General features: G+C 72.3%; 17 protein-coding genes and 4 pseudogenes. 8 read left to right on the top strand and 13 right to left on the bottom strand.

The features are described from left to right. Nucleotides 1-146 precede the first annotated feature (146 nt). Nucleotides 147-1028 carry a DUF5926 family protein gene (locus AC2W7J_RS05030; protein ID WP_485981648.1) on the bottom strand — a complete coding sequence of 294 codons (882 nt, stop codon included), beginning with the start codon at nucleotides 1026-1028 and terminating at the stop codon, nucleotides 147-149. A 100-nt stretch (nucleotides 1029-1128) separates the two neighbouring features. Here AC2W7J_RS05030 and AC2W7J_RS05025 point away from each other — a divergent pair, with 100 nt between their 5' ends. The 4 genes from AC2W7J_RS05025 (at nucleotide 1129) to AC2W7J_RS05010 (ending at nucleotide 4127) form a co-directional block, all read left to right on the top strand. Then, on the top strand, nucleotides 1129-1608 hold the full coding sequence (locus tag AC2W7J_RS05025) for an ATP-binding protein (protein ID WP_255184932.1): 480 nt from the start codon (nucleotides 1129-1131) through the stop codon (nucleotides 1606-1608). A gap of 9 nt (nucleotides 1609-1617) precedes the next feature. Next, entirely contained in the window at nucleotides 1618-2127 is a 510-nt protein-coding gene (locus tag AC2W7J_RS05020; protein WP_485981647.1) for a hypothetical protein, read from the top strand. 236 nt (nucleotides 2128-2363) lie between these two features. Next, complete coding sequence (rsgA, locus tag AC2W7J_RS05015; protein WP_485981646.1) at nucleotides 2364-3293, top strand: ribosome small subunit-dependent GTPase A; 930 nt, start codon at nucleotides 2364-2366, stop codon at nucleotides 3291-3293. A 39-nt stretch (nucleotides 3294-3332) separates the two neighbouring features. Further along, nucleotides 3333-4127, top strand: a complete 795-nt coding sequence (locus AC2W7J_RS05010; RefSeq protein ID WP_485981645.1) for a hypothetical protein — start codon at nucleotides 3333-3335, stop codon at nucleotides 4125-4127. Between the two features lie 77 nt (nucleotides 4128-4204). Here the strand turns inward: AC2W7J_RS05010 and AC2W7J_RS05005 are convergent. Both AC2W7J_RS05005 and AC2W7J_RS05000 read right to left on the bottom strand, forming a co-directional pair. Continuing rightward, a pseudogene (locus AC2W7J_RS05005) lies at nucleotides 4205-5231 on the bottom strand (DUF2330 domain-containing protein). 76 nt (nucleotides 5232-5307) lie between these two features. Then, nucleotides 5308-6405, bottom strand: a complete 1098-nt coding sequence (locus AC2W7J_RS05000) for a pirin family protein (protein WP_485981644.1) — start codon at nucleotides 6403-6405, stop codon at nucleotides 5308-5310. A gap of 83 nt (nucleotides 6406-6488) precedes the next feature. Between AC2W7J_RS05000 and AC2W7J_RS04995 the strand changes: the two genes are divergently transcribed. Continuing rightward, entirely contained in the window at nucleotides 6489-7424 is a 936-nt protein-coding gene (locus AC2W7J_RS04995; RefSeq protein WP_485981643.1) for a pseudouridine synthase, read from the top strand. Nucleotides 7425-7734: 310 nt separating this feature from the next. Here AC2W7J_RS04995 and AC2W7J_RS04990 read toward each other — a convergent pair whose 3' ends face one another. The 4 genes from AC2W7J_RS04990 to AC2W7J_RS04975 all read right to left on the bottom strand — a co-directional run bounded on the left by AC2W7J_RS04990 (nucleotide 7735) and on the right by AC2W7J_RS04975 (nucleotide 11412). Next, a complete protein-coding gene (locus tag AC2W7J_RS04990; protein ID WP_485981649.1) occupies nucleotides 7735-9375 on the bottom strand; it encodes an MDR family MFS transporter in 1641 nt (546 codons plus the stop codon). Nucleotides 9376-9404: 29 nt separating this feature from the next. Next, the gene (locus AC2W7J_RS04985) at nucleotides 9405-9917 is read right to left on the bottom strand and encodes a MarR family winged helix-turn-helix transcriptional regulator (RefSeq protein WP_255184940.1); all 513 of its coding nucleotides are present in this window, start codon (nucleotides 9915-9917) and stop codon (nucleotides 9405-9407) included. Between the two features lie 84 nt (nucleotides 9918-10001). Next, nucleotides 10002-10709, bottom strand: coding sequence for a VOC family protein (locus AC2W7J_RS04980; protein ID WP_485981642.1), 708 nt, complete (start codon nucleotides 10707-10709; stop codon nucleotides 10002-10004). Nucleotides 10710-10716: 7 nt separating this feature from the next. After that, the gene (locus tag AC2W7J_RS04975) at nucleotides 10717-11412 is read right to left on the bottom strand and encodes a mycothiol transferase (protein ID WP_485981641.1); all 696 of its coding nucleotides are present in this window, start codon (nucleotides 11410-11412) and stop codon (nucleotides 10717-10719) included. 22 nt (nucleotides 11413-11434) lie between these two features. Here AC2W7J_RS04975 and AC2W7J_RS04970 point away from each other — a divergent pair, with 22 nt between their 5' ends. Next, nucleotides 11435-12397 (top strand): helix-turn-helix transcriptional regulator, encoded by a 963-nt coding sequence (locus tag AC2W7J_RS04970; RefSeq protein WP_485981640.1) that lies wholly within the window; start codon nucleotides 11435-11437, stop codon nucleotides 12395-12397. A 78-nt stretch (nucleotides 12398-12475) separates the two neighbouring features. Here the strand turns inward: AC2W7J_RS04970 and AC2W7J_RS04965 are convergent, their stop codons facing one another. Both AC2W7J_RS04965 and AC2W7J_RS04960 read right to left on the bottom strand, forming a co-directional pair. Then, nucleotides 12476-13183, bottom strand: a complete 708-nt coding sequence (locus tag AC2W7J_RS04965; RefSeq protein ID WP_485981639.1) for an SDR family oxidoreductase — start codon at nucleotides 13181-13183, stop codon at nucleotides 12476-12478. A gap of 81 nt (nucleotides 13184-13264) precedes the next feature. Further along, nucleotides 13265-14329, bottom strand: coding sequence for a phosphotransferase family protein (locus AC2W7J_RS04960; RefSeq protein WP_485981638.1), 1065 nt, complete (start codon nucleotides 14327-14329; stop codon nucleotides 13265-13267). A 402-nt stretch (nucleotides 14330-14731) separates the two neighbouring features. Here AC2W7J_RS04960 and AC2W7J_RS04955 point away from each other — a divergent pair, with 402 nt between their 5' ends. Then, nucleotides 14732-16213 carry a peptide MFS transporter gene (locus AC2W7J_RS04955; RefSeq protein WP_485981637.1) on the top strand — a complete coding sequence of 494 codons (1482 nt, stop codon included), beginning with the start codon at nucleotides 14732-14734 and terminating at the stop codon, nucleotides 16211-16213. A gap of 185 nt (nucleotides 16214-16398) precedes the next feature. Here AC2W7J_RS04955 and AC2W7J_RS04950 read toward each other — a convergent pair. From AC2W7J_RS04950 to AC2W7J_RS04940, 3 genes and pseudogenes are all read right to left on the bottom strand, one after another. Then, nucleotides 16399-16701 (bottom strand): annotated as a pseudogene (locus tag AC2W7J_RS04950) (hypothetical protein); the annotation flags it as partial. Nucleotides 16702-16837: 136 nt separating this feature from the next. Further along, a pseudogene (locus AC2W7J_RS04945) lies at nucleotides 16838-17191 on the bottom strand (diacylglycerol/lipid kinase family protein); the annotation flags it as partial. A gap of 10 nt (nucleotides 17192-17201) precedes the next feature. Next, nucleotides 17202-18464: a beta-propeller fold lactonase family protein gene (locus AC2W7J_RS04940; protein WP_485981636.1), complete on the bottom strand. Its 1263-nt coding sequence runs from the start codon at nucleotides 18462-18464 to the stop codon at nucleotides 17202-17204. A 159-nt stretch (nucleotides 18465-18623) separates the two neighbouring features. Here AC2W7J_RS04940 and AC2W7J_RS04935 point away from each other — a divergent pair, with 159 nt between their 5' ends. Then, nucleotides 18624-18845, top strand: a complete 222-nt coding sequence (locus AC2W7J_RS04935) for a hypothetical protein (RefSeq protein ID WP_485981635.1) — start codon at nucleotides 18624-18626, stop codon at nucleotides 18843-18845. A 512-nt stretch (nucleotides 18846-19357) separates the two neighbouring features. Here AC2W7J_RS04935 and AC2W7J_RS04930 read toward each other — a convergent pair. Next, nucleotides 19358-20140: pseudogene (locus AC2W7J_RS04930) on the bottom strand (hypothetical protein); the annotation flags it as partial.

Raw genomic sequence — 20140 nt, 5'->3', positions numbered from 1 at the left:
CGCCAGGCCGGTCGTCGGCTCGTCGAGCAGCGCGACGACGAGCACGACGTCGACGTCGGCGAGGGAGAGCAGTGCGGTGACCGTCGCGGCTACCCGCTCGGCCTCGTCCTTGGCCGGGACGATCGCGGCCACCCTCGCCGACATGGTCAGCGCAGGGTCACCTGCCGCGAGAGCAGACCGGACCGGGCCCGGCGCTCCTCGGCAGTCAGCTCGTCGGTGGAGGCGGCGGCCGCGGCGTAGCGGCCGGCGAAGTCGGCGACCGCGCCCTCGTGCTCCGACGGGTCGGAGTCGGGCGCGACCTCCCAGACGGGGACGATGAGGCCACCGGCGCGGAAGGCGCCGAGGAGGCGACGCCCCTCGTCGAGGTGAGCCTCCCCCTTCGCCTGGAGCCGGGCCATCGCGGTCGTCGCGGACTCCTCGTCGTCGGCGAGGACGTGCCGGATGTAGGTGCGCTCGCCGATGCGGCACCAGTAGGTGCTCGGGGTGCCGGCGATCGCGACGGTCGGGACGACGGACTCGTTGGCGCGCTCGAGGGAGGCGGCGGCCTCGCCGCTCACCTCCTGGCCCTCGACCCAGAAGTCGAAGTCCTCGTGCACCGTGATGTCGAAGGGGGCGGACAGGTCGAGCAGGTCCTGCAGCCGCGGGGTCTCGGCGGTCGTGCGGGGCAGCTGCGAGATCGGGGCGCCCGGCTCGGCGGCGAGGGCGGTGAGCAGCGCCTGCGCGAGGTCGCGGCTCGGGTCGCCGCTGCTCGACCCGGACTGGCTGGCGATGAGGACGCTGCCGTCCTGGCGGCGCAGCGCGGGCCACGCCATCGGCAGGACGCTCGCGAGGGTCACCGTCTCCGGGGAGCCCTCGGGCACAGCGCCGGCCTTGAGCGTCAGGGTCGCCGTGGCCGCCGGGAGGATCTCGTAGGCGGCCACCCAGTCGGTCTCGCCCGGCAGCCCCTCGAAGGGACGTGCGACGTATGGCGCGGGGGCGACCTTGGTCTTGCCCTGCGCGTCCTTCTTGCGACGTGAAGCCTTACCCATGGCGGTCAGCGTAGGCGCTGCCGGGCCCGGGGGTTGGGTCGCACCGCCGGGGCAGGGACAATGTCGGGGCCAGCGACCGCGACGAAGGGATCGTCAGACCATGGGGCAGCCACACGACGGCGCCACGAGTGCACCGACGCTCGACTCCTTCGGGGGCGAGATCGGCCGGGGGCAGGCCCGCACGATCCGGGCCCGCTGGGAGCTGCAGACCGTCACCCGGGTGCGCGAGGCCATCGCGCTCGACCTCGCCGCCCGCGAGGTCAGCGAGCAGGTCATCGGCGAGGCCGAGCTCGTCGTCACCGAGCTCGTCACCAACTCGCTGCGGCACGCCTCGCCCCTGGGGGACCGCACGGTGCGCATCCACTGGAAGGCTCGCGGCGACAACGTCGAGGTCGAGGTGAGCGACGGCGGCGCGGAGACCGAGCCGGCCCCGGCGCCTCGCCAGATGTGGGCCACCTCCGGCCGCGGCCTGCGGATCGTGCGCAGCATCGCCCACGAGTGGGGCGTGCAGCGCGACGACAAGCAGACGACCGTCTGGGCCGCGCTCGGCGGGCCCTCGCGGCGCCGCGTCGGCCCGTAGGGTGAGCGCATGAGCTACCCCGCGCCGCCGCAGCAGATGCCCCCGACCCGACGCGGGTCACCGGCCGTCCTGCTCATCGGCCTGGCGATCATGGTCGTCGCCGCGCTGCTCCTCGCCATCGGCGGCTTCCGGCTCTTCAGCTTTTCGTCCGACCTCGCCGACAAGCCCGAGCAGACGACGCCGCAGACGGTCACGCTCGAGGAGGGCGAGACCATCGCCATGTGGTCGACCGCAGAGTACGTCTCCTGCACGGTGACCGGCCCGGCCGGTGAGCTGCCGGACCGGTCCTTCGGCGACGAGACGGTCTCCTGGGGCGGCAAGGAGCTGCACCGTCAGCGGGTCTTCGAGGCCCAGCAGGACGGCGAGCACACGATCTCGTGCTCCGGGCCCTTCGTGGTCGGCGGAACCCTCCCCAAGAGCAGCATGGTCATGATGTCCGGCGGTGGCGTCCTGTGCTGCCCGGGCGTGCTCGTGCTGGTCGTCGGCCTCGTCCTCTGGCTGCGCCGGCGCCCCGCCTGACCGATGACGAAGGGGGGTGCCCCCGAAATTCGGTGGCGGCCCCGGCCCGCGCGGTGCGACCGTGACGGAGATGGACGAGACCACTTCTGCAGCACCGACGCTCGCCGCTCTCGGCTGGGACGAGGCGGCCGCGCGGCCTTCGACGAGGCCCTGACGGGCTCTCCCTTCGACCTCGTGGCGGGGCGCGTCGGCCGGGTCGACCGCGGCCGGGTCACGGTGCACACGACCGACGGGCCGTGCCCGCGCTCGTGCGGCTGCCCGCCGGCAGCACGCTCGAGGAGGCGCCGACCACGGGTGACTGGGTCGGTCTCGAGCGGCGCCCCGACGGTGACGTCGTGCGGCTGGTCCTCCCGCGGCGGACCGCGATCGTGCGCAAGGTCGCCGGTGAGCGGTCCGACGCCCAGGTCATGGCGGCCAATCTCGACCACGTGCTCGTGGCCGTGCCCTTCGAGACCCGGGTCAACCTCTCGACGATCGAGCGCTATCTGGTCGTCGCGTGGGAGTCCGGCGCCCAGCCGCTCGTCGTGCTCACGAAGTCCGACCTCGCCTACGACCCCGACACGACCCGCGCCGAGGTCGAGGCGAGCGCTCCCGGGGTCGACGTCCACGTCGTCTCCGCAGAGACCGGCGAGGGCATCGACGTCCTCGCCGCCGCGCTCGCCGGCGGTACGACCGCCCTCGTCGGCCAGTCCGGTGCCGGCAAGTCGACGCTCGTCAACACCCTTGCGGGGCAAGAGGTCCAGCTCGTCTCGGGCACCCGGCAGGACGGCAAGGGCCGGCACACGACGACCGCCCGCGAGCTCGTCGTCCTCGCCGGCGGCGGGGTCCTCGTCGACACCCCGGGCCTGCGCTCGATCGGCCTGCACGACGACGGCGAGGGTGTGGCGCTGACCTTCCCCGACGTCGAGGAGCTCGTCGCGTCCTGCCGCTTCGCCGACTGCGGCCACGACACCGAGCCCGGTTGCGCCGTGCGCGCCGCGCTCGACTCCGGCGAGCTCGATGAGCGGCGCTGGCACAGCTGGGGCAAGCTCCAGCGCGAGGCCGAGTGGATGGCGATGCGCACCGACCCCGCGGCCCCGGTCGGCGGCCCGCAAGCGGTGGGCCGCGATCGGGAAGTCGGGCAAGGCGCGGGCGGCACTCAAGCGGGGGTCGACCCCTTCGCCTGAGCCGCGGGCGTACCAGGGGTGGACGAGGTCGGCCAGGTCGTGGCCGAAGCGCGCGGCGCTGCCGGGGCCGAGGTGCAGGCCGGTGACGGCGACGGTCACGACGACCACGAGCATGCCGAGGGCGGCGAGGCGGGCGGTGCGCCGTTCGTCGGCGGCGTCGCCATGGCCGGCCGGGTCGCGCAGCGACAGCCAGGTCGTCAGGGCGAGGGCCACGCCGGCCTGGACGAGCGCGATCTGCAGCATGCCCGCAGACAGCGCGCGGAAGGGGGACACGAGCGGCAGCGCCACCTCGAGCACGACGACGCAGGCGGCGACGACGAGCGACTGCAGCAGGCGGCGGCGGGGAGAGGTCGCGGGGCGGGCGGCGAGGTGCATGCGGTCGAGGCGAGCGCGAGCAGCACCCACTCGACGGCGAGCAGGGCGAGCCCGAGCGGCGGGCTGAGCATGCCGACGCGCACGGTCGGCCACAGCGTGAAGGTCGCCAGCACCATGACGACGATGCCGACGACGGCCCCGTGCCACATGGGCGACAGCCGCGCGGGGAAGGTCGTCGACTCGGCGCGAACGGGAGCGCAGGCAGGCGAGCAGCCCGGCGGCCACGGCGAGGCCGGCGGCGGCCATGCCGGCCCAGTGGGTGATGACCTCGCGGCCGGCGGCCGCCTCGCAGCCGGGCTCGGCGCAGGAGCCGGCGTGCTCCGGATACCACGCCGTCGCCGACCACCCACGATGAGCAGGGCGAGGAGCGCGACGGCGAGCAGCGCCCACGGCCAGTGGCGAAGGGGGGAGCCTCCCCCCTTCGTCGCGGGCCGGGCCGCATCGGCCGGGGCCGCCTGACGGGTCGCCGACGGGCTGGTCACGGGTTCATCCTCACCCACGGGTCCGACAGCGCTGCGGCGACTCGCCCGGGGGAGTCACCGGGCCCGTCGTTGCCCCCGGACCAGTCGGAGGAACAGCCAGAGCACCCCGGCCATCAGCAGCACCGGGGGCAGCACGACGAACCAGAAGGCGAAGGTCCCCCAGGAGGGCACGAAGATCCGCAGGTACCAGGGGTAGTCGGTCTCGACGACCTCCTGGCGGCGATAGGTGGCGTCGGTCGCCGATCGGGTGAAGGTCATGTCCGTGGTGACCTCCTCCGGGCGCACGTAGGTGTCGAACCGTGTGACGAAAGGGGTCTCGCGGGTCAGCTCGGCCAGCGTGGAGCCGGCCGGCACGTCGCCCGCGCGCAGCGGACCGGCGAAGGCGACGCCCGGCTCGATCTCGCCGAAGTCGACGTCGGTCCGGTGCTCGGTCAACGTGTAGACGCGCAGCGTGCTGACCGAGGCCGCGGTGGCCTGCATCCGCATCGGGTAGACGATCTCGCGGGAGGGGAAGGTCGCCCGGATCGGCTGCAGCTCGCCGTCGAGGGCGTGCGGCGAGTCGGGCCCGGCGGTGAGCTTGATGGCGGCGATGACCCAGTCCTCGCGCAGGTAGGGGCGGGTGGCCGCGACGACCTCGTCGGACGTCGTAGCCGTGCTCGTCGAGCCACCGGGTCAGGGGCGCGGTCGACGTCGAGGTGAGCTGGGTGGCGGTGAAGGGCCCGAGCTCACGCTCCTCGAGGACGTGGACGCCCGGTGGCTGGCCCGCTCCGGCACCGTCGCCGGCCGCGCCCCCGATCACGGGGAGCTGCAGGCCACGCAGCACCTGCCGCTCGACGATGTCGGGCGCGGTGGCGCGCTCGAGCTGCCCCAGGGTGTCGACGTCGGCGACGTCGAGCTCGGCCTGGGCCGGCAGCGGCAGGATGAGCGCCACGTCCTGCGCCGAGGTGAACATGTCGAAGCTCAGCAGGATGTCCTCGGTCTCGCCGTCGTGGCGCACGACCGCGGACTCCTCGTTGACCGAGACGCTCTCGCCCGTGGGGGCGCCGACGCCACCGCACGCGCAGGCGCTCGCGGGCGCCACCACGCCGACCGACAGCACGAGTGTCGCGAGCAGCGCGAGCGCAGCGGCCCGACGGCCGGTCCTCGAGATGGTCACGTCATCCCCCTTCGTCCCTCGTCAGTGTGGTCCACCGCAGCGGCGGGGCGAAGGGGGAGGACTGCCCGGTGATCGGGTCAGAGGACGTCGTGGCCGGGGTGCCGCCCTGCGCCATGGCCTCGGCGATCTCGAGGGCGGGGCGCACCTTGGGCGTCTTGGGGATGACGCCGAGGCGGCCGGCCTGGAAGTCCTCGAAGGCCGTGACGAGCTCCTCGCGCGTGTTCATGACGAAGGGGCCATAGGCGGCGACGGGCTCCCGGATCGGGCGCCCACCGAGGAGGACGACCTCGAGCGAGGGGCTGCGCGAGTCCTGGCGGTCGTCGGCCGTGATCTCCAGGGCGCCGCCGGCGCCGAAGACCGCGAGCTGGCCCTCCCGGATCGGACGGCGGTCGGGACCGACGGTGCCGCGGCCGGAGAGCACGTAGGCCAGGCCGTTGAAGTCCTCGCGCCACGGGATGTGCAGCCGCGCGCCAGGGGCGACCGTGGTGTGGATCATCGAGATCGGTGTCGTCGTGATGCCCGGGCCCTCGTGACCGTCCAGCTCACCGGCGATGACCCGCAGCAGCGCGCCGCCGTCGTGGCTGGAGAGCAGGCCGACCTGACCCGAGCGGATGTCCTGGTACCTGGGGTCGGACATCTTCTGGTGGCTCGGCAGGTTGACCCACAGCTGGAGCCCGTGGAAGACGCCACCGCTCACGACGAGCTCCTCCGGCGGGGCCTCGATGTGCAGCAGCCCGGAGCCGGCGGTCATCCACTGGGTGTCGCCGTCGGTGATCAGGCCGCCGCCCCCGTGGGTGTCCTCGTGGGCGAAGGTGCCGTCGACGATGTAGGTGACGGTCTCGAAGCCGCGGTGCGGGTGCCAGCTGGTGCCGCGCGCCTCGCCCGGGGCGTACTCGACCTCGCCCATCTGGTCCATGTGGATGAAGGGGTCCAGGCGCGCCATGTCGACGCCGGCGAAGGCGCGGCGGACCGGGAAGCCCTCGCCCTCGAATCCCTTGGGCGCGGTGCTCACCGACAGCACCGGGCGGGAGATCGCCTCGGGTGCCGGCTGGGTGACGCGGGGGAGGGTGAGGATGTTGTCGACGGTCACGGCGGGCATCTGGTGCTCCTTCGGTTGATGGTCACCTGGGTCAACAGTAGTTGAAAATCAAACATTCCGGGAGGTCGCCTAGTCTCAGGCCCGTGCCTCCCCGCTCGCCCCTGCCGCCACGACACGGTCTCGGCGCGGCGTGGGTGCGCACGCCCGACCACGACCACGGCCGGCCGCGCCCCTGGTCGACGATGGGGCACTGGCTGCGCGACACCTCGCCCGAGCGGGTCGACGTCGACGGGATGCTCGCCGACGCCCGCTTCGTCTACGACGACGGGTCGGTGCTGCTGGCCGAGGACCCGTACCGGCCGCACACCTTCGTGTGGTTCCACCGCGACCTGCGCGAGGAGCCGGAGGTGCCCGGCGAGATCACCGTCCTGCACCGCGACGAGCGGCTCGTCGTCGTCGACAAGCCGCCCTTCCTCTCGACGATCCCGCGGGGGCGGCACGTCATGCAGAGCGTCACCGTGCGGCTGCGTGACGAGCTCGGGCTGCCGGAGCTCACCCCGCTGCACCGCCTGGATCGGGTGACCTCGGGGGTGCTGCTGCTCGCGACGGAGCGGAGGTGGCGTGGCGCCTACCAGACGCTCTTCGAGCACCGGCGGGTCCGCAAGACCTACCTCGCGCTCGCGCCCCGGCGCGCGGACCTGACCTTCCCGCTCACCGTGCGCAACCACATCGCCAAGACGCGTGGCGTCTGGCAGGCGCAGGTCGTGCCCGGCGCCCCGGTCAACGCGATCACCGACATCGAGGTCGAGGCGGAGGTCGGCTCGGAGGGCGGAGGCCTCGCGGTCTACCGGCTGACGCCGCACACCGGGCGCACCCACCAGCTGCGCCTGCACCTCCACGGCCTGGGCATCCCGATCGTCGGCGACCCGCTCTACCCCGAGGTGCTCGACGTGTCGGTCGACGACTTCTCGAACCCGCTGCAGCTGCTCGCCAGCACCCTCGAGCTGGAGGACCCCGTCGACGGGCGCACGCGGCGCTTCGTCAGCGGTCGGACCCTGCCGATCGCCCCGCCAGCCTGAGCCTGGCTGTACCCGCGGCTGCATACGCCGTTGCTCCGTACTCCGAGCAGCCGCTCCCGCCCCGGGTCGGCCGCGGCGAGGGGACTGGCGGCACTGCAGGTCTCCCGGCCCCATATGCCGTTGCTCCGTACCCCGGGTGCCGGCCCAGAGTAGCGGAGCAACGGCGTATGCAGCTGGATCGGTCCCGGATGGCCCCCGGCCGGCGTGCTCGCAGTACGGAGCAACGGCGTAGGGGCCGGGATCGGTCCCCGATCCCCAGTTTCCCGGGGGGCGAGGCGCCGGGACCCGGCCCCTGCGCCCCGGCCGGGACTCAGCCCCGGCGCGCCCCGGCCAGGTCGGACCCGACCGACCCGGTGCCGGCGGCAGCGCCCCCTTCGCCCGAGGTGCGGGGGTCGCTCTCACCGGACTCCGACGCATAGGCGTCGAGCACCTGCTGGCCGGCGTCCTCGACCGGGTGGTCGTCGTTGGACTCGCGCAGCGGGTTGTTGGGGATGAAGAGCGTCGCGACGAAGACGACCGCGAGGATCGGGAGGCCGAGTGCGAAGGCATCGGTCAGCTTGTCGGCCAGGCCCCAGCGGACGGCGTCGGCGACGGCCGGGGGCAGCTTCGCCAGGGCGCTCGGGTCGAGCACCGCACCGGCGTCCATGTGACCGCCGGCCTGCGCGGGCATGCCGCCGGGCAGGTGCGAGGCGATCTTCTCCTGCAGACCGCTCGACATGACCGCACCGAAGATCGCGATGCCGACGGTCGATCCGACGTTGCGGAAGAACTGGGTCGACGCGGTGGCGACACCCATGTCGGCGCGGGCGACGGCGTTCTGCACGACGAGCGTGTACTGCTGCATCGCCATGCCCAGACCGACGCCGAGGACGACCATCGCCTCGGTGAGCTGCAGGCTCGTGGCGTTGTGGTCGAGGCGGGTGAGCAGGAAGACGCCGACCGCCATGATCGCGATGCCGGTGAGCATGAAGGGCAGGTACCGGCCGGTGCGGGTGATGAGCATCCCGGTGACGATGCCGCAGATGATGAAGCCGAGCATGAGCGGCATGAGGATCAGGCCGGAGTTCGTCGCGTTGACGCCGATGACGCCCTGGGCGAAGACCGGGATGTAGATGATCGCGCCGAACATGACGATCGCGACGCCGAAGGCGGAGACCAGGCTCAGGCTGATCGTGCGGTTGGCGAAGAGGCGCAGCGGCAGCACCGGCTCGACGGCCTTGCGCTCGACGAGGACGAAGGCGGTGAGCAGGACGGCGCTCAGGACGAAGAGGCTGATCGACTCGGTGGAGCCCCAGGCCCAGCTCGACCCGCCGAAGGACACGGCGAGCAGCAGCGCGACGAGGCCGGTCGAGAGGGTGCTGATGCCGAGGTAGTCGATCGGCGCCTTGCGCGGGGTGTGCGGCACGTGGAGGAATCGCGCGATGAAGACGAGCGCGATCAGGCCCACGGGCAGCGACACGAAGAAGAGCCAGCGCCAGCCGAGGTGGTCGGTGATGACGCCACCGAGGAGCGGGCCGGCGACCGAGGTCACGCCGAAGACCGCGCCCATGAGGCCTTGGTACTTGCCGCGCTGCCGCGGCGGGATGATGTCGCCGATGATCGTCTGCGACAACGGCATCAGGGTGCCCATGCCGAGGCCCTGCACGGCACGGCCGGCGACGAGCATCCAGAAGCTCTGCGAGAAGCCGGCGATGATCGAGCCGATCATGAAGACGACGATGCCGCCGAGGTAGAAGGCGCGACGGCCGTAGAGGTCGGAGAACTTGCCGACGATCGGGACGGTGACGGCCGAGACGAGCATGGCCGCGGTGGCGACCCAGCTGTAGTGGTCCATGCCGCCGAGCTCGGAGACGATCCGGGGCAGGGCGGGGCCGACGATGGTCTGGCTGACGGAGGCGACGAGCATGCCGAGCATGAGGCCGGCGAAGACGCGCTTGTTCTCCGTACTCATCTTGTAGGGGGCGGATGCCGTGGTGGTGCTCAAGGGGCGGTCCTTCCGGAGGTCTGGAGGGGCGAAGGGGGGTGCGTCGCCGACTGCGCGTCGGCGGCAAGATCTGCGGCGAGCCGGGTGAGGAGACGGTCGAGGTCGACGAGGTCCTCTTCCGGCCAGTCGGCGAGCATCCGGCCGAGGAGGCCGGTGCGGGCGCTGCGCTCGTCGAGGAGCGTCTGGAGGCCGTCCCCGCTCAGGCGCACCGTGGAGGCGCGCCCGTCACTGGGGTCGGGCAGGCGCTCGAGGAGCCCGTGCGTCTCGAGGTGGCTCACCCGGCGGCTGATCGTCGACAGGTCGTGGCCGAGGGACTCGGCGAGCTTGGAGATGCGGATCCCGGCCTCGGTGGGGCAGTGCGCCAGCGTGCCGAGGAGGGCGTAGTCGGTGCGGCTCATGGCCTGGGGGTCGAGCGCCTGACGGCGGGCGATCATCTTCGAGAAGAGCCCGAAGACCTGACCCAGCGTCTCCTGCAGCTGAACTGCGACGGTGGGGTTGGTTGCGTGCATACATCAACTATATACCTGCGTGCCGCAAGCATCCAAATCAACGTCGGTCGAGGTTTTCGGTCCCGGGCGGCCGGTGGGCTGGAACTATGCAGGACCTAGGGTTTTGCGGAGTTCGTCGGGGCGTGCACCGGGGTGGGACGGCCTACTTGGCGAAGGGGGACGGTCAGCCCTGCTCGATGAGCAGGGTCGGGGTGCCCAGGGCGCGGTCGCGGACGGTCGCCACGCGGGTGCCGGGCTTGCGGCCGGTGCGCACCTCGGAGACCTCGACGCCGCTGCGACGAGGCGCTCGCGGGTGGCCTCGATGTCGGCGGACCGCCAGGCCAGGCCGCCGAAGGAGTCGGGTTCGCCCGTGGGCTCGATCGGCGCGGCCACCTCAACGACCGCGTCGCCGCAGCGGAAGAAGAGCCCGCGGAAGCCGTGCTCCGTCAGGTGCCGGTCCAGCCGCAGGTCGAGGCCGACGCGCGCGCCGAGGTCGGCGGCGACCCGCTCGGCGTCGCCGGTGCGCACGACGACGTGGTCAAGGACGAGGTCGGGGCTCCCTTCGCGCTCGACGAAGGGGGCGAGTCGCCAGATCAGCCCGCCGAGGTCGAAGCCGCTGGCGTCCCCGACGAGACCGCGCCGCTGGAGCAGCCGCTCGGTCGCCGCGACGTCGTCGATGCCGAGGGTGACAGCGGTCAGGCCGCTGTCCCCGGACTGGACCTCGATCTCGCGGTCGAGCGTGCCGAGTCGCCGCCACGCGTCCTGCGTGGCGGCGACGTCGGGGCTGGCGATGGTCAGGCCGGTGATCCTCACCCCGCCATCATGGCGTGGCCGGCTCCGGGGCGCTCCACGGCTGGGCGAAGGGAGTCGCCGGCCGGCCCGTGTCGGCGAGGATCAGCTCGAGCGACGTCGCCCCGTCGATCTGCTCGCGGATGATGTCGGCGTGACCCGCGTGGCGGGCGAGCTCCTCGATGAAGTGGACGATCGAGTAGCGCATCTTGACGTCGGAGCTCGTCATCAGCCCGTACCAGGGGGTCGGCGGGACGCTCGAGTCGGCATCGGCGTCGAGCGAGCGGATCCACTCGACGACCGCGACCCGGCGCCGGTCGAAGGTCGCGATCGTCTCGGCGAGGGTCTCGTCGGCGCGCAGGGCGAAGGTGTCCATGAAGGCCGCATAGGCGTCCTCGGTGATCTCGCCGCCCTCCTCGACGCGCGCCTCCTTCTCGTCCGGCGCGGCGATGACATAGCTCGTGTGCTTGATGATCCCGCCGATCGACAGCGCCGATCGGGTCGGGGTGAGGCGCGCCTGCTCCTCGGTGAGGCCGTGGGCGCTGGCGCGCAGACCCTCGAGCTGCTGGTCGACGTACTCGGCGTAGCCGGTGATCTCGTCGTGGACGGCCGGGTTGTACATGTCGGGCTCCTTGCGGTCGTGGTCTCGGTGCTCGTGCCGCGAAGGGAAGGACCTCCCCTTCGTCTGGAACCCACTGTCCAGGGCATTGCGGACAGGTTCTGTCACCGATCCGAGGATGATGGTGGACATGGCCGAGACGACCGAACGTGCGCTGCGACTGCTCGGGCTCTTCGAGACCCGGTCGGTGTGGACCGGGCCCGAGCTCGTCGAGCTGCTCGGGGTGACCACCCGCACCCTGCGGCGGGATGTCGAGCGGCTGCGCGAGCTCGGCTATCCCGTCGAGGCGACGCCCGGGGTGGGTGGTGGTTACCGGCTCGGCAGCGGCGGGCGGATGCCGCCGCTGCTCCTCGAGGAGGACGAGGTCGTGGCCGTGACGGTGGCGCTTCGCGTGGGCGCACAGGGGATCTCGGCGATCGGTGAGCCGGCCGTGCGGGCCCTGACGAAGCTCGACCAGGTCATGCCGCCGCGGTTGCGCGGCGAGGTGGCGGCGCTCGCCGACGCCACCGCCCTGCTGCCCGGCGCGACCGACGACGTCGACACCGGCATGCTCGTCGTCCTCGCCCACGCGGTGCGTGACCACGTGCGGGTGCGCTTCGGTTACACCGGACGCAGCGGGGAGATGACCGATCGCGACGTCGAGCCCTATCGCCTCGTCGCGACGGGCCGGCGCTGGTACCTGCTCGCGTGGGACGGGCGAAGGGAGGACTGGCGCACCTTCCGCCTCGACCGGATGGCGGGGGTGCGGGCGTCGACCTTCCGCTTCCGCCCGCGGCCGGCGCCCGACGCCGTCGAGCACGTGCGGCGGGCGGTCACCCGTGCCGGCTATGCGCACCGGGTCCGCGTTCGCCTGACCGCCGACGTCGAGGCGGTGCGCCGCCGCGTGCCTGCCGCCTACGGCGTCGCAACCCAGGTGCGCCCCGGTGTCACCGACCTCGAGTCGAGCGCCGACGACCTCGCGAGCCTCGCCCGCCACCTGACCCTCGCCGCCTTCGACCTCGGCGCCACCCTGACCGTCCTCGAGGGCCCCGGCCTCGCCGACGCCATCGACGACTTCACGACAGGACTCGCCGCCACCCGCAAGATGCTCTGACGCCAACCCTGCAAAACCCTAGGGTTTTGCAGGGTTGAGAGTGCAAAACCCTAGGGTTTTGCGCAGAGGGGCCAGGCGTCAGAGCATCTTGCGGACGACGGAGAGCGGCAGCACCTTCATCGCGGAGCCGACGGCGACCCAGGGCTTCGCGGGGACGAGCGCCTTGGGCTTGCGGCCCTCGATGGCGACGACCATCGCGCGCACGCCGGTCTCGGTGTCGACCATGAACTTCGTGCGCTGCTCGACCTTCTCGTTCATCTCCGAGCGGATGTAGCCCGGGTAGAGGACGGTGACGTCGATGTCGAGCTCGGGCTTGCCGATCATCTCGCTGCGGATGCCCTCGCCGAGCGAGGCGAGGAAGGCCTTGGAGGCGCCATAGGTCGTCATCGACTTCGGCATGCCGCGCAGCGCGGTGACCGAGGCGATGAGCACGAGATGGCCGGCCTTCTGCTCGCGGAAGATCGCCATCGCGGCCTCGGTCTGGATCGCGGCGCCGAGCACATTGGTCTCGATGGTCTGCCGGTTGGCGTAGTGGCTGCCCTTGCCATAGGGCGCGCCCTTGCCGAGGCCTGCGTTGACGACGACCCGGTCGAGGCGACCGAAGTCCCCCTTCGCCCGGTCGAAGACGGCGGTGACGGCGTCGTCGTCGGTGACGTCGAGGGCATAGGTCTCGACCCGGCGGCCGGGGTGGGCGGCGAGGATCTGAGCCTTGAGCTCGTCGAGCCGGTCGGTGCGGCGCGCGGTGAGCGCCAGGTCGTGGCCGAGCGCGGCGAACTGGCGGGCCATCTCGCGCCGAGGCCGGAGCTGGCGCCGGTGATGAGGGTCGTGAAGGTCATGGGGACTCCTGGGTGTGGGGCGAAGGGGGGATCAGCCGATGAGGGCGCGGCAGCGGGCGTCGAGATAGGTGACCATCGGCCCGAAGGCCGCGAAGCGCGGGTTGGTCGTGGCGCCGGAGACGTAGCGGGCGTAGATCTGCTGGGCGATGCCCGCGAGCCGGAAGAGGCCGAAGACCTCGTAGAAGGCCCACTCCCGAGCGCTCACCTCGAGTCCCCGTGCGGCGCAGTAGCGCTCGACGATCTCGGCGCGGGTGAGCATGCCCGGCAGGTGCGTCGGCTGCAGGCGAAGGGAGCGCATCGTCGCGTCGTCGTCGGCCTGGGCCCAGTAGGCCAAGGCCCCGCCGAGGTCCATGAGCGGGTCGCCGACGGTCGCCAGCTCCCAGTCGAGGACACCGACGACCTGCGTCGGGTCGGCGGCGTCGAGGACGAGGTTGTCGAGGCGGAAGTCGTTGTGGATCAAGGCATGCGGCCGATCGGCCGGCTCGTGCTGCGCCAGCCAGACCATGACGTCCTCGAAGTCCGGGACATCGTCGGTCGCGGCTGCGCGGTAGCGGGAGGACCACCCTTCGACCTGGCGGTGGACGTAGCCGTCGCCACGGTCGAGGGCCGCGAGCTGCGGCACCGCGGTGACGTCGACCTCGTGCAGCGCGACGAGGGTTGCCAGGGCGGCCTCGCACAGGGTGGTCGCCTGCTCGGGGGTGAGGGTGACGCCGTCGGGCAGGTCGCGGCCGACGATCGTGCCCTCGAGCTTGTCCATGACGTAGAAGTCGCTGCCGAGGACCTCGGGGTCGGTGCACAACCCAACCATCCGCGGCACGTGGGGGAAGACGGGGTGCAGCGCCGCCTGCAGGTCGTGCTCGCGGTGCATGTTGTGAGCGCTGCCTCCGAGGGCCCCGTGGGGCGGGCGACGCAGCACGAGCGCCCTTGTGGGCCACCGCAGCTCGTAGGTGAGGTTGGACGCGCCGGAGTCGAACTGGCGCACCTGCGGCTCGCCCTCGAGCGCCCGGACGACCTCGGGGTCGCCGTGCTCGCGCAGCCACGCGCTCACCGGCGCCACGTCGAAGGCGTCCTCTTCGCGGACCGCTCCGGCACTCATCGCCGCTCCTGTGCTGAACCCGGGTTCATGTCGACCGACCCTACCTGCCCCGCCCACCCGCTCCCTGAGGAGCTTGCGCAGCAAGCGTCTCGAAGGGAGGTGCCGGGCCCTTCGAGACGCTGCGGCCGCGGGCGGCCTTGCTCCTCAGGGGCCGGGGGGCGGCTGCGCACCAAGCGGACGGCAAGGAGGGTTGGCGCAGCGTCAAGCCGAAGTCGAGAACGACAACGCGACCACGCGAGGACGAAGGACTTCGGCAGCGCGCCGGCCCTCGTGGCCGGGAGCGCCCGGAGGTGGGTGTCGTCCCCCTTCGTCCGGAGGCGGGCAGAGGAGCGACTGGTTCGGACCACCCAGTTCACGGGCGTATCGTGTCGGGCGTTTTTGACCACCACCAGAAGGGTCACCATGACCACCGCCGCGACACCGCCGGCCGAACGCACCTTCCTCGGTCACCCCCGAGGGCTCGCCACGCTCTTCAACATCGAGCTGTGGGAGCGCTTCTCGTACTACGGGATGCGGGCGATCCTGCTCTACTACATCGTCGACACGGCGGCGAACGGTGGGCTCGGGCTCGACCAGTCGCTCGGTGAGGCGGTCGTCGCGACCTACGGTGCCGCGGTCTACCTGCTCTCGGTCGTCGGCGGGTGGCTGGCCGACCGGGTCATCGGCGCCCAGCGCAGCGTCTTCGTCGGTGGCGTCATCATCATGGCCGGGCACGTGAGCCTCGCCGTCCCCTCGCCGGCGACGTCCTGGCTCGGCATCGCGCTCGTCGCCCTGGGTACCGGTCTGCTCAAGCCCAATGTCTCGGCGATGGTCGGCCACCTCTACGAGGAGCGTGACGCGCGCAAGGACTCGGCCTTCACGATCTTCTACATGTCGATCAACATCGGCAGCTTCTTCTCCCCCTTCGTCGTGGCCTTCCTGCGCGACCAGTGGGGCTACCACGCGGGCTTCCTCGCCGCCGCCGTCGGCATGCTCTTCGCGCTGATCGCCTACGTCGTCGGCCGTCGCACGCTGGCGCCCGAGTCCAACCTCGTGCCCAACCCGCTGCAGCCCCGCGACCGGGCGCGCGTCCCGCTCCTGGCCGGTGGCCTCGTCGCGCTCGTCGTCGTCCTGCTCCTGGCGACCCGCGCACTGCGAGGCGCCTGGGCCGACGCGGTCATCGACACGATCTCGATCCTGTCGGTCGTCGCGTCGGTGTCCTACTTCGTCGTCATGTTCCGCAGCAAGCAGGTCACGCCCCGCGAGCGGACCCACCTGGCCGCCTACCTGCCGATGTGGGTCGGCGCGGTGCTCTTCTGGATGATCTTCGAGCAGGCGGCGTCCAAGATGGCGGCCTACGCGGCCAACCGGACCGACCTCGACTCGCTGGGGTTCCACTTCTCCGAGGAGTGGTTCCAGTCGATCAACCCGGTCTCGATCATGCTGCTCGCGCCGCTCTTCGGGATGCTGTGGATGCGCCGGGCCGGTCGCTTCCCGTCGACGCCGATGAAGTTCGCCCTCGGTGTCACCCTCGCCGGCCTGTCCTTCGTGCTGCTGTCGGCGGCCTCGGCCGCCTTCCCCGGCGCGACCTCCCCGGTGTGGGTGCTCGTCGGCGTCTTCGTCATCCAGACCCTCGGTGAGCTCTGCCTCTCGCCGGTGGGCCTGTCGGCGACGACCTCGCTCGCGCCCAAGGCCTTCACGAGCCAGGCGATGGCGCTGTGGTTCCTCGCCGTCGCCACCGGCCAGTCGCTCGCCGCGCAGCTCATCCGCGCGATGGAGGGGCTGCCCGACGGCACCTTCTTCATCACCCTGGGCGTCATGGCGGTCGTCGTCGGCGTCGTCCTCGCGGCCCTGTCGCCGTGGGTGCACGCGCGCATGAAGGACGCCGAGCCCGAGCACGCCTGACCCGGGTCACCACCGCCGGGTCGATGTATCTGGGTGCGCTGGAGCTCACTCGAATACATCGACTCGCGGGCGCCGGTGCTCAGCCCGCGACGCGGATCGCCAGCGCGTGCGGCTCGCACCGCACCCGCAGCCGCCGGGGCCGGGCCGGCGACGTCGCCGTCGAGCTGCACGTGCAGCGGCTGCTCGCTGACGACCTCGACCTCGCGCGAGGCCCGCGTCGCCAGCCCGGCCACGTCACCGGGGAGGCGGAAGACCCCCTTCGCCGCGACGCCGAGCCACTGCCCGGGACGCCGCACGGTCACCTCGAGCACGTCGAAGAGCCCGTCGTCGACGAGTCCGCCCGGCGCGATCCGCACGCCGGCCCGCACCCGCTCGCAGTTGGCTGCGAGTACGCTCCACACCCGCAGGTGCTCGGGCTCGCCGTCGTCGTGGCGCACCGTCACGGGCACCGGCCGCCGCAGCGCCGTGACCGCCGCCGGGCGCGACATAGGCCGGCCAGCCGATGCGGTCCTTGAGCCGCGGGTTGGCCGCCGCCACCGTCGCCGCGTCGTGGCCCATCCCCGCCAGCACGACGAAGGGGAGGTCCGCCGCCTCGTCGTCGACCTGCGCGAGACCCAGGTCCACGGGACGGGCGCGGCCGGTGAGGGCCACCTCGACGGCCCCCTCGACCGTGCGCGGCAGCTCGAGGTTGTGGGCGAGGAGGTTGGCCGTGCCGATCGGCACGATGCCCAGCTCGACGCCGGTGCCGCCGAGGGCGTGCGCGACGTGCCGGACCGTGCCGTCACCGCCGGCCGCCGACGACCGAGCTGCGCCCCCGCCTCGACCGCCTGCGGCGGCCTGCCCGTGCCCGCAGTCCTCACGGGTCGTCAGGTGGACGTCGGGGTCGGGCCAGCCGGCGGCCTGCGCCGCGGCGACGACACCTTCGAGGGCGCGCTCCCATCCCCCCTTCGAAGGATTGAGGACGAGCCCGATCCTCATGGCGCGGCCCTCACACCGTCCGGGAGTCGTCGAAGACGACGATCGTGCCGCCGTAGCTGGCGACCCACACGCGCTTCTTGGTGGGCTCGTAGGTGATGCCGATGGGCAGCGCGTCGGTCTTCTCGGTCTGCACGACCTCGAAGTCCTTGGTGCGGATCTTGCTCACCGTGCTGCTGCCGTAGTTGCCGACGTAGATCGCACCGCCGTCCGGGCTCATCGTCATCGAGCGCGGCTGGTTGCCGACCTGCACCTCGCGCAGGGTCGTGCCGGTCGTGGCATCCACCTCGCTCACGGTACCCGCGCCGTTGTTGGAGACGTAGAGCTTCGAGCCGTCGGGGGAGACGAGCAGGTGGCGCGGGCCGTCACCGGTCGCGGCGAAGTCGCTGACCTCGCCCGACTCGAGGTCGACCTTGACCGTCTTGTCCGAGCCCATGACCGCGACGAAGGCGGTCTTGTCGTCGGGGGTGATGGCGATGCCGCGGGGGTGCTTGCCGTCGATGGGGATCGTCGTGACGACCTTCCCCTTCGCCGTGTCGACGACGTCGAGGTCCATGGAGCACCAGTTGGTGACGAGCACCTTGCTGCCGTCGTGGGTGGCGGCGACGTACTTGGGCACGGCGCCGACCTGGATGACGTCCTTGATCTCGTGGGTCGCCGTGTCGATCTTGTAGAGATAGCTGTCGGAGATGCCCTCCGGCCCGGTGCACGCGTCGGCACCCTCGGGGGAGAAGCCCTGGCCGTACATCGCGTAGTTGCTCACCCACGCGGTCTTGCCGTCGGGGCTGAAGGCCATCTCGACCGGCGCGCCCTTGCTCGTGCCGGGGTGACCCTTGATGCCGAAGTCGGCGAGGTCGACCCCGTCGGGGATGGTCTCCTCGATGGCGCCGTCGGGGGTGAGGGCGGTGACCGAGTGGCTGTACATCATGTTCTGCGCGAAGACGTGGCCCGTGCGCGAGGCGACGACCGACTTCGGGGTCATCGGGCCGGTGATCCGCTGGATCCGCACCATCGACGAGTCCGCCGGGGCGGCCTCGGCGCCCTGCTTCTTCGCCGGGCGGACCTTGGGCGCCGCCTTCTCGACCTTCGCCGGCTCGGCCCGCTTGGCGGGGGCGGCGCTCGTCGCTGCGGGTGCCGCCTTGGGGTCGGCCGCGGCCTCGTCCTCGCCGCCGAAGAGCTTCGCCAGGCAGACGACGAGCACGATGAGCACGACGATGGCCACGGCCGTCGCGATGCGACGGCGCTGCACGTAGACCGGGTCGTTGTTGATCTTCACGGGCACCTCTGCAGGTCGGAGTTGCCCAGCAACCTAGGGGCGCAGCGGGTCGACGGGTCGGAGGCGCACCGGACCTGACCAAACCGGTCCCAAAGGCGGACGAAGGGGGAGACCTTCGGCCGATGTGGCGGTCCCGGGCGTCTTCGTAGCCTCGTCGTCATGGGAGGGACGCAGGTCTACGAGATGGTCATCGACGGTCGCCGGCACCGGGTCGAGACCTCCGTCGGCGACGGGTGGAAGAACTCCGCGACGTGGTGGGTCGACGACGAGGAGCTGGCGACCGCGACGTCGGCCGCGGCGACAACCTCTACCTCGTCGCGGACGAGGAGCACGCGCTCGCCGACGAGGTCGGGGCCGTGCGCGCTCGCTTCACCACGCTGAGCAAGCCGGTGCGGGCGACGTGGTTCGAGGGAGAGCGCTCGGTGGCCGAGGCCAAGGCGCAGGTCGGGGTCGGCGGGCTCGACCTCGTGCCCGAGCCGGGGTCCCCGGCCGCGGTGCGCGAGGAGCGGATGCGGGCCCGGCCCCGCCTCTACGCCGCCCGGCACGTCGCGGCCGGGGTGGGCAAGGTCGTCATCCCGATCCTGCTCGCCGCGCTCGCGGCGCGCTTCGTCGGGTCGATCCCGTGGCCCGACTGGGACCTGCCGTCGATCCCGATGCCTGACCTCGACCTGCCGACCATCCCGTGGCCCTCGATCGACCTGCCGTCGATCCCGTGGCCGGACTGGAGCGCGCCGGGGTGGCTCGTGTGGGTCCTCGACCACCTGAAGTACATCCTCCCGATCCTCGCCGGGCTGCTCCTCGCCCGGGCGGAGATCATGCGGCGGCAGCACCAGGACGCCGAGCGTGAGCGGAGGGCCGCAGGGGTGCCCTCCGCTCACGACTCGGGCCGGGAGTCAGTGCATCGGGACGTCGCGGCGGCGAAAGCCGACGATCCCGAGGACGACGAGGACCAGCCCGCCGACGCCCGCGACGAGGGTGCCGGTGACGTCCGGCGCGTCGGCGGGCACGTTGCCGACGAGACCGAAGGGCGCCCACCCGACGAGCCATGACGGCAGCTGCAGGCCGGGGCCCATGTAGCCGATGACGGCCGCGATGCCGAAGACCACCCACGCCCCGGCCTGGAGCCGGGGGCGCCAGCCGAAGAGCGCGAGCGAGATGCCGCCGAGCAGGAGCATGACCGGCAGGTGCTGCAGCGCGGCCCGCAGCAGGGTGGTCACCCATGACGAGTCGCCCAGAGCAGCAGCGGTGCTCAGCGCGAGGGCGAGGGCTCCCGCGCCGCCGACGAGCAGCGTGCCGACGGCGATGACGGTCAGGTGCGGGGCCAGCCAGGCGGTGCGGCTGCGGGCCCCGCTCAGCTGCAGCTCGAGGCGCCCGGAGGTCTCCTCGCGTCGCAGCGACCCGAGCGACTGCAGGACGTAGCCGCCCACGAGGATCGACAGCAGCAGGACGAACATCGCGGCCATCGGCTCGACGATGCCGCTCTCGCCGCCGGCGATCCACACCTCGAGGTCGGGGTTGCCCGTGATCGCGTCGATGACGGTCTGCATGAGCGAGCCGTAGGTGCCCATGAGCACGGCGACGAGCACCGCCCACCCGAGCGTCGTGCCGCGGTGCTCGCGGACGGCCAGGCCGAAGGGGGCGACGAGCGCTGCGCTCGCCCGGCGCGGCCCGGTCCG

This window comes from Janibacter sp. CFPM2_SD2, assembly GCF_057364645.1.
This window is presented reverse-complemented; position numbering and strand designations above follow the sequence as displayed.